The following is a 6,125-nucleotide window of genomic DNA, read 5'->3' as shown; positions in this document are numbered from 1 at the left end:
TTCCCCTTTGGCCAGTAAATCGGCACACCCATCACATTTGCCCACTTTACCTTCTTCCTCTTTGTATTGGGGAGCACCGTAAGGGCAGGACCATGTGCAAAGACGGCAACCGATACATTTGTCATGATCATGGAGCACCAGTCCGTCTTCAGACCGTTTGTAGAGAGCCCCGGTAGGACAGTTCTCTACACATTTGGGTTTTTCACAGTGATTGCAGCTAAGGGATAGGTGGAGACGGCGGGGATTAGGAAACTTTCCGGTCTCTATATCATAAACACGACGGTAACGGGGTCCGACTTTTAAATCATTTTTATCTTTACAAGCAATTTGACAGGCTTTACAACCGATACAGGCGGTTTGATCATAATAAAATCCTTTTTGTGCCAAGGTTACTCACTCCTTCCTATAAAACTATCCGTTGGGGCCATTTTACATCTTCCACGAGGGGGGCACCGTTGTACTTCTCTACCTGAGCGATCTGAGAGTTCCATGCGCCGATTCCCTGTCCGGTAGCAATAGGTCCCGTAAGCATATTGTCGGAACCCGCTTTGTCGATCTGGGTCTTTTCATCGATATCAACCCAAGCACCATGAGGAAGTGCCACTACTCCGGGCAAGAGCCATTCTACTAAATGGGCGGGACGTAAGGTTTGGCCATGGAGGCTCTTGATCAACACTGTATCCCCTTCTTTAATGCCGCGTTCTTCAGCATCCTTCGTTGACAAGAATACAGGATTTGGCCAAGCTTCCCGGAGCCAGGGAACATTGTCCAAGATCGAGTGAGAACGTCTCAAGTAGTGAGGGTTAATTATCTGCAGCGGGAATTCTCCCTTGGTCTTAGCGGCAAAATCGCTGTAGGTCGCCTCGTGACCATCAATCGGTGGGTTATAGGTTGGAATCGGTCTGATTTCGGTAAAGCCTTTGCTCTTAACAAAGTCTGCTAAGGCCTGACTATAAATTTCCAGTTTACCACTATCAGTTTTCAGTGGATTGGCCACCGGATCCTTGACAAAATCCTCGTAAGCGATAAATCCGTAGTTATCACCGGGTTTCCGCTCAACTTGATAAGAGCCTCTGGTTTTGAGTTCTTGATAAGTGATCCGTCCTTGTTGGGGAGTTCCTACTGCACCGAGTTCTTTGATATCGGCTTCGGTCAAGGTGACCAGAGGCTCATAGGTCTTGCCGTCGGCAGAAATGACAGTGGTACCGGCAATCATATTGTAGTGCTGTTGATTCTCATCAATGGGGAGGACTTGCTCGGCATTAAGACCCATATATTTAGCCATTTCATAGGCAATCCGGATATCGCTTTTGGCTTCGAAAAGAGGATCTGTAACTTTACGCCAGTAAACCATACTCTCCCGGTTAATGAAGCTGCCAAAGCCACCGACTTTTTCCCACTCGGTAGTAACGGGCAGTACGACGTCCGCATATTTACTATTGGTGGTTAAGAAGTGGCTGCAGGAAAGAACAAACTCCACTTTGCGATGGGCTTCAATTCCTTTAGCCTGACCGGAGCGGGTCTGTAGATGGGCTTCCGTACCATGATAAATCATTTGGATGTTGACATCTTTTACGTCCTTATAGCCTGCAGTATATTTTCCGTTTAAGACAGCCAGCCACATTTCGTTGTCGTTAATAGTTTCTTTGATGGGGTTGGGAACCGGGGGCAAACCATTGCCACCTGCTTTAACCAAGCCGGGACCGCCATTGCCGGTGGAATAGTGACAGCTTACTCCGGTCATGCATCCGGATTTACCCATATTGCCTGTCATCGCTCCAAAGGTCATGAACATTTGCGGCCAAGAGTCTGAGTTATGGGTACGAGCCGGACCCCAAGCGGTTAATAAGGCTACGCGCTCGGTTTTGGCTATTTCAATAGCCAGTTCTTTGATCTTTTCAGCCGGGATACCGCAGATTGCCGATGCCCATTCCGGTGTTTTGGGAGTGTTATCGGCAACACCAAGGACATAGTCTTTGAAGTTTTCTTTGGGATCGGCACCTTTCGGCATATGATCCGCATCAAAGCCGACGGTGTATTTATTGAGGAAGTTCCAATCGATGAGAGGATTGGTAGCGGGATTATCTTCTTTGAGTAAGGTATAGGCCATACCTAAGAAGAGGGCATGGTCAGTGGTGGGATAAATGGGAATCCATTCCCCATCAAGCATTTCCGCTGTATCTGAGTAAACAGGATCCACAAAAATGAACTTTGCTCCGGCTTTTTTCGCTTGCAGATAGTTGTACGCCGGGTTCCCAGGTGCACTCCAAGCAGCATTACCGCCAAAAATTACGATAAGCTGAGAATTGCGCAGATCCATGCGGTCATTGATGCTTTGCTCGAAAAAGCCTTCGGCCATCCCGAATTTCTCGGGACCCCAACGCCAAGAACCCCAGGAACTTGTTCCCCAGGAACCGATATATCCCCCAGCCAGGGAGAGGAAACGACCAAAGTCACCGGCATTGGAAGCAAAAATTGCTCGATTGCTATACTGTTCGGTGATCCGTTTGATCTCACCAGCGATGATCTCATAAGCTTCATCCCAAGTAATACGAACCCATTCATCTTTACCACGGAGTTCTTTATTACCACCGCCTGGTTCCCAATGTTTTCTTTTCATAGGGTACTTAAGACGGTCGGCACCGAATACTTGCATCCGTTGGGAACGTCCCCGGTTACAACCTCTTTGTTGAGGAAAATCGGGACTATCCGGATGGGTGTCATCTGTTTTTTGACGAACTACCACCCCATCTACCACAAGGGCCTTGTTGGAGCAACGTCCGCCACAGTTATGCCAGCAGGCTACCGGAACCCACTCTCCTTCTTTGCCGGCCAAACCGGCTGAAGCTGTGGTGGAATCCACTGTTGATAATCCGCATCCAGGCAGGGTTAGCGTTGCAGCCGCACCTGCAGTAACGGTTGCTGTCAATCCCAGAAAACGTCTTCTGTTCATTGTGTAACTTTTTGCTTTCTCAATGAGATTAGCCACCTCATTCACCTCCAAATTATTTAGCACACCTTAAAAGTTCTTCCTGTTAATTATTGCACAAATTCCTTTGTACAGAGTTACAAAAACTAGACTCGTTTTTTGTAATATTTAAATATTCTAGAATAACTTCAAATTAAAAAAGCTGTCGTAACGGAAACAGTAAGTTTCCTTTACTACAGCTTTCAAAGATTAGTTTCTTATCCAATACCTCTTCTTTTCCTTAGCAGGATAAAAGCGAATGGATGGCCTGGTCAAGCGAATATCCGGAAACCCTTCCACAGTGGGTACCGTTTCAGCACCTGGGTCCTTGTTTAAGTCAATAGTTTTCAGTGCCCCGGTTGGACAAGCTGCTACGCATGCCGGCAGCAAGTCGGCCTTTTGACGTTCAATACAGTAGTTGCATTTGCTGGTTCTGTTAGCCACATTGTCAAACTGTGGCGCATGATAGGGGCAAGCGTTCACACAGGTCCGACATCCCGCACAACGATTTGAGTCGATAAGAACGATGCCGTCTCTTCTTTTAATATAAGCATTCTCCGGGCAAACTCGGAAGCACTCGGGGCTGGAGCAATGGTTGCAGGAAATCGAGAGATATGTCCCGACCTCATTTTCACTCACTCTCCGCCACCATACCCCATCGGCAGTATTATTTTCACTTTTGCAGGCCAGAGCACAGGAATGGCATCCGATGCAGCGATCCACATTGAAGAGGAACCCTTTAGCATTAATCTTGCTCATTTCTTCTTCACCTCTACCCAAGAATCGTAGAAGGCTGCCCCTTGGGATCCGGCACTACGGGTCCCCATATCTGTATTTTGTCCGGCCACTAATAGATTAGTGGAATCTCCTTGGGCCATAACCACAATTCCTCCCGGCAGATATGGATTTATCTTCACTTTTCTAAGAATAGAGGCACCTTTGTTGAAGACCGATACCTGATCCTTAGCCTTCAATCCCCGTTGTTCCGCATCCTCAGGATTCATCTCCACTTGATCTGCCTTTCCCTCTATATCCAGCGAACTAAGCCATCGATACTGGGAATGAAGCCTCAGGAGGCTTTGGGGAGTTAACAAACGTAAAGGATAAGTGGAAGGAGGCTTTTGTTCTCGAAAACGAACCAACGCCGGTAAATAATTTTCTTTGGCGTTCGGGGACATAAGCTCAAACTTCCCTGTTTTTGTTTGATATTCGGGGTCGGCTTCAGTATCCGTGTTGAGCCTAAGCTTACGGGGACCTTTGAGAAGGTCCTCCCAACTCTTGATTCGTAACTGATTAAGAACTTCCGGCGTTAACTCACGTTTAATCCAATCTAAAGCAGTTAGCTGCCAGGGAAAACTCGAGAAGTTGGGACGCTTCGCATTGAGGTTTTTAGTTAGGCTGCGGGCGATCTCCAGGTCACTGCGGGCTTCATAAAAAGGCTCAATAGCCTTTTCATTGATGCTAATCCACTGATGCCAATAACTGCGATGTAAATCATATTCTTCAAAAGGGGTGGTTGTGGGTAGGACAATGTCCGCCTGGACCGCAGTTTCCGTCATAAATAAATCCACGACTACGATCAGCTCTAATTGCTTTATAAGCTTCTGCCAATAGTGAAAGTTATGAGCTTGAGTAAAAGGGTTATGACCGGCTATCCAGAGGAGCTTAAAAGGAGGATCCTTTAATTCTAACGCCTCCCTCGCAAAATGATTAATATCCAGACTCCGTTCGACGGCGTCTTCTTGTTCTTGGGGCCGGGGAAAGTTCATTAAACTAAGGGGAAAAACGTTAGGAAGATTGTTATAGTATAGGCCACCACCCTCATGGAGGTGGTTTTTCGTTAAGGCAACCAAGGCATCAATACCCCGTATGGTTTGCCCACCGTTGGAGTAACGCTGAGCACCAAATCCTACCCAGGTAGCACAAGGTGGCTCCAGATAGAACCCGGCCAAATCACGGATGCCCTCCAGAGGCACCCCTGTAACAGCGCTGGCTTCCTCAAGAGATACCTCTTCTTGAAGATAGTTCCGGAAGGCCTCCCAGCCATGAAAATGTTCCTTTATAAAATCAATATCCAATAGTTCTGCTGCTAAAAGATATTTTAGGACGGCCATAGCTAACAGCCCATCCGTACCGGGACGTATCTGCAGATATATATCCCCTTGGGCTGCAGTAGCGGTAAATAACGGATCGATTACCAGAAGCTTGGCTCCTTTATCCCTGGCCCTGTTGATAAAATGCCACTGGTGGATTGCTGTCCGAGCTGGGTTAACTCCCCACAGGACAATAGCCTTGGCCTTCACTAGAAGCTCGGGATCACGTGGGCCGGCTTGACCGCGATTATAAATGAGGGCATCGTTGCCTGCCGCCCAGCATAAATCTCCGTGTACCTTGGTGTGTGATCCCAGTCCCCTGAACATTCCTTCTGTAGCGTTATGAAGAAGTCCAAGGTTGCCGGAATATTTATTATAACCGCAGGCAAGTGTTGAGCCGTAGCGGTCATGAAGCTCTAATATTTTGGAGGTGATGGACTCTAAGGCTTCATCCCAGCTTAAACGCAGCCAGTTACCCGATCCTCTGGGAAATTGCCTTAAGGGATATTTTAAGCGCTGTGGGCTGTAGACATATTCCGTAAAAGCATACCCTTTGGCACAGAGACGACCATGGGTATAGCCATGTCTCGGATTTCCTTCGACTTTAATTAGTCTGCCGTTTTCCACAGTGGATAAAATTCCGCAGGTCTCAAAACAGTTGCGGGGGCAAACATTTTGAAAAATTTGTTTTTCTTTGCTCATAGTTTCTCCTCATACAAAACCCTGGCCGGCCGTACTTTTTGAACATATCTTAGCCGAACTAAGCCACCGGTTGAGCTTGTACGCCATGAAATTTACATTCTCCCATCACTAATTATTAACCAGGTACTTAATTTTTAAGGCGATAACCAAGGATACTATAGTGTCAAAATCCTGAAGGTCAATGTCCAACATCTCTTCGATTCGTTTGAGGCGGTACCGAAGAGAATTGGGATGGAGAAAAAGGGCATTGGCAGTCTCTTTTAAGTCACAATGATTGGCCAAATAATTCTCTAGTGTTTCGATCAGCTCGTTTTTTTGCTTATCCTGAGGCTCCAGTTCGGAAAGAACCTCCCGGTAAAATT

Annotated in this window: 5 protein-coding genes; all 5 read right to left on the bottom strand. The window is 47.0% G+C overall.

The features are described 5' to 3' along the window. Positions 1 to 387 (bottom strand): 4Fe-4S dicluster domain-containing protein (locus AC1U9U_RS15180; RefSeq protein ID WP_479961393.1); only part of this gene is annotated, 387 nt, incomplete at its 3' end. A gap of 16 nt (positions 388 to 403) precedes the next feature. Then, entirely contained in the window at positions 404 to 2,989 is a 2,586-nt protein-coding gene (locus tag AC1U9U_RS15175; RefSeq protein ID WP_479961392.1) for a molybdopterin-dependent oxidoreductase, read from the bottom strand. A 189-nt stretch (positions 2,990 to 3,178) separates the two neighbouring features. After that, a complete protein-coding gene (locus tag AC1U9U_RS15170; protein WP_479961391.1) occupies positions 3,179 to 3,727 on the bottom strand; it encodes a 4Fe-4S dicluster domain-containing protein in 549 nt (182 codons plus the stop codon). Further along, a complete protein-coding gene (locus AC1U9U_RS15165; RefSeq protein WP_479961390.1) occupies positions 3,724 to 5,763 on the bottom strand; it encodes a molybdopterin-dependent oxidoreductase in 2,040 nt (679 codons plus the stop codon). Before AC1U9U_RS15165 ends, AC1U9U_RS15170 begins: the two co-directional genes overlap by 4 nt. A gap of 108 nt (positions 5,764 to 5,871) precedes the next feature. Further along, positions 5,872 to 6,125, bottom strand: a 254-nt coding sequence (locus tag AC1U9U_RS15160) for a PucR family transcriptional regulator (protein WP_479961389.1), incomplete at its 5' end; no start/stop codon positions are given.

This window comes from Desulfitobacterium sp., from assembly GCF_982384815.1.
This window is presented reverse-complemented; position numbering and strand designations above follow the sequence as displayed.

What these genes read in the sequence shown, in the direction of transcription:
- AC1U9U_RS15165 (WP_479961390.1), bottom strand. Translation starts at nt 5,763, where the DNA reads ATGAGCAAAGAAAAACAAATTTTTCAAAATGTTTGCCCCCGCAACTGT.
- AC1U9U_RS15170 (WP_479961391.1), bottom strand. Translation starts at nt 3,727, where the DNA reads ATGAGCAAGATTAATGCTAAAGGGTTCCTCTTCAATGTGGATCGCTGC.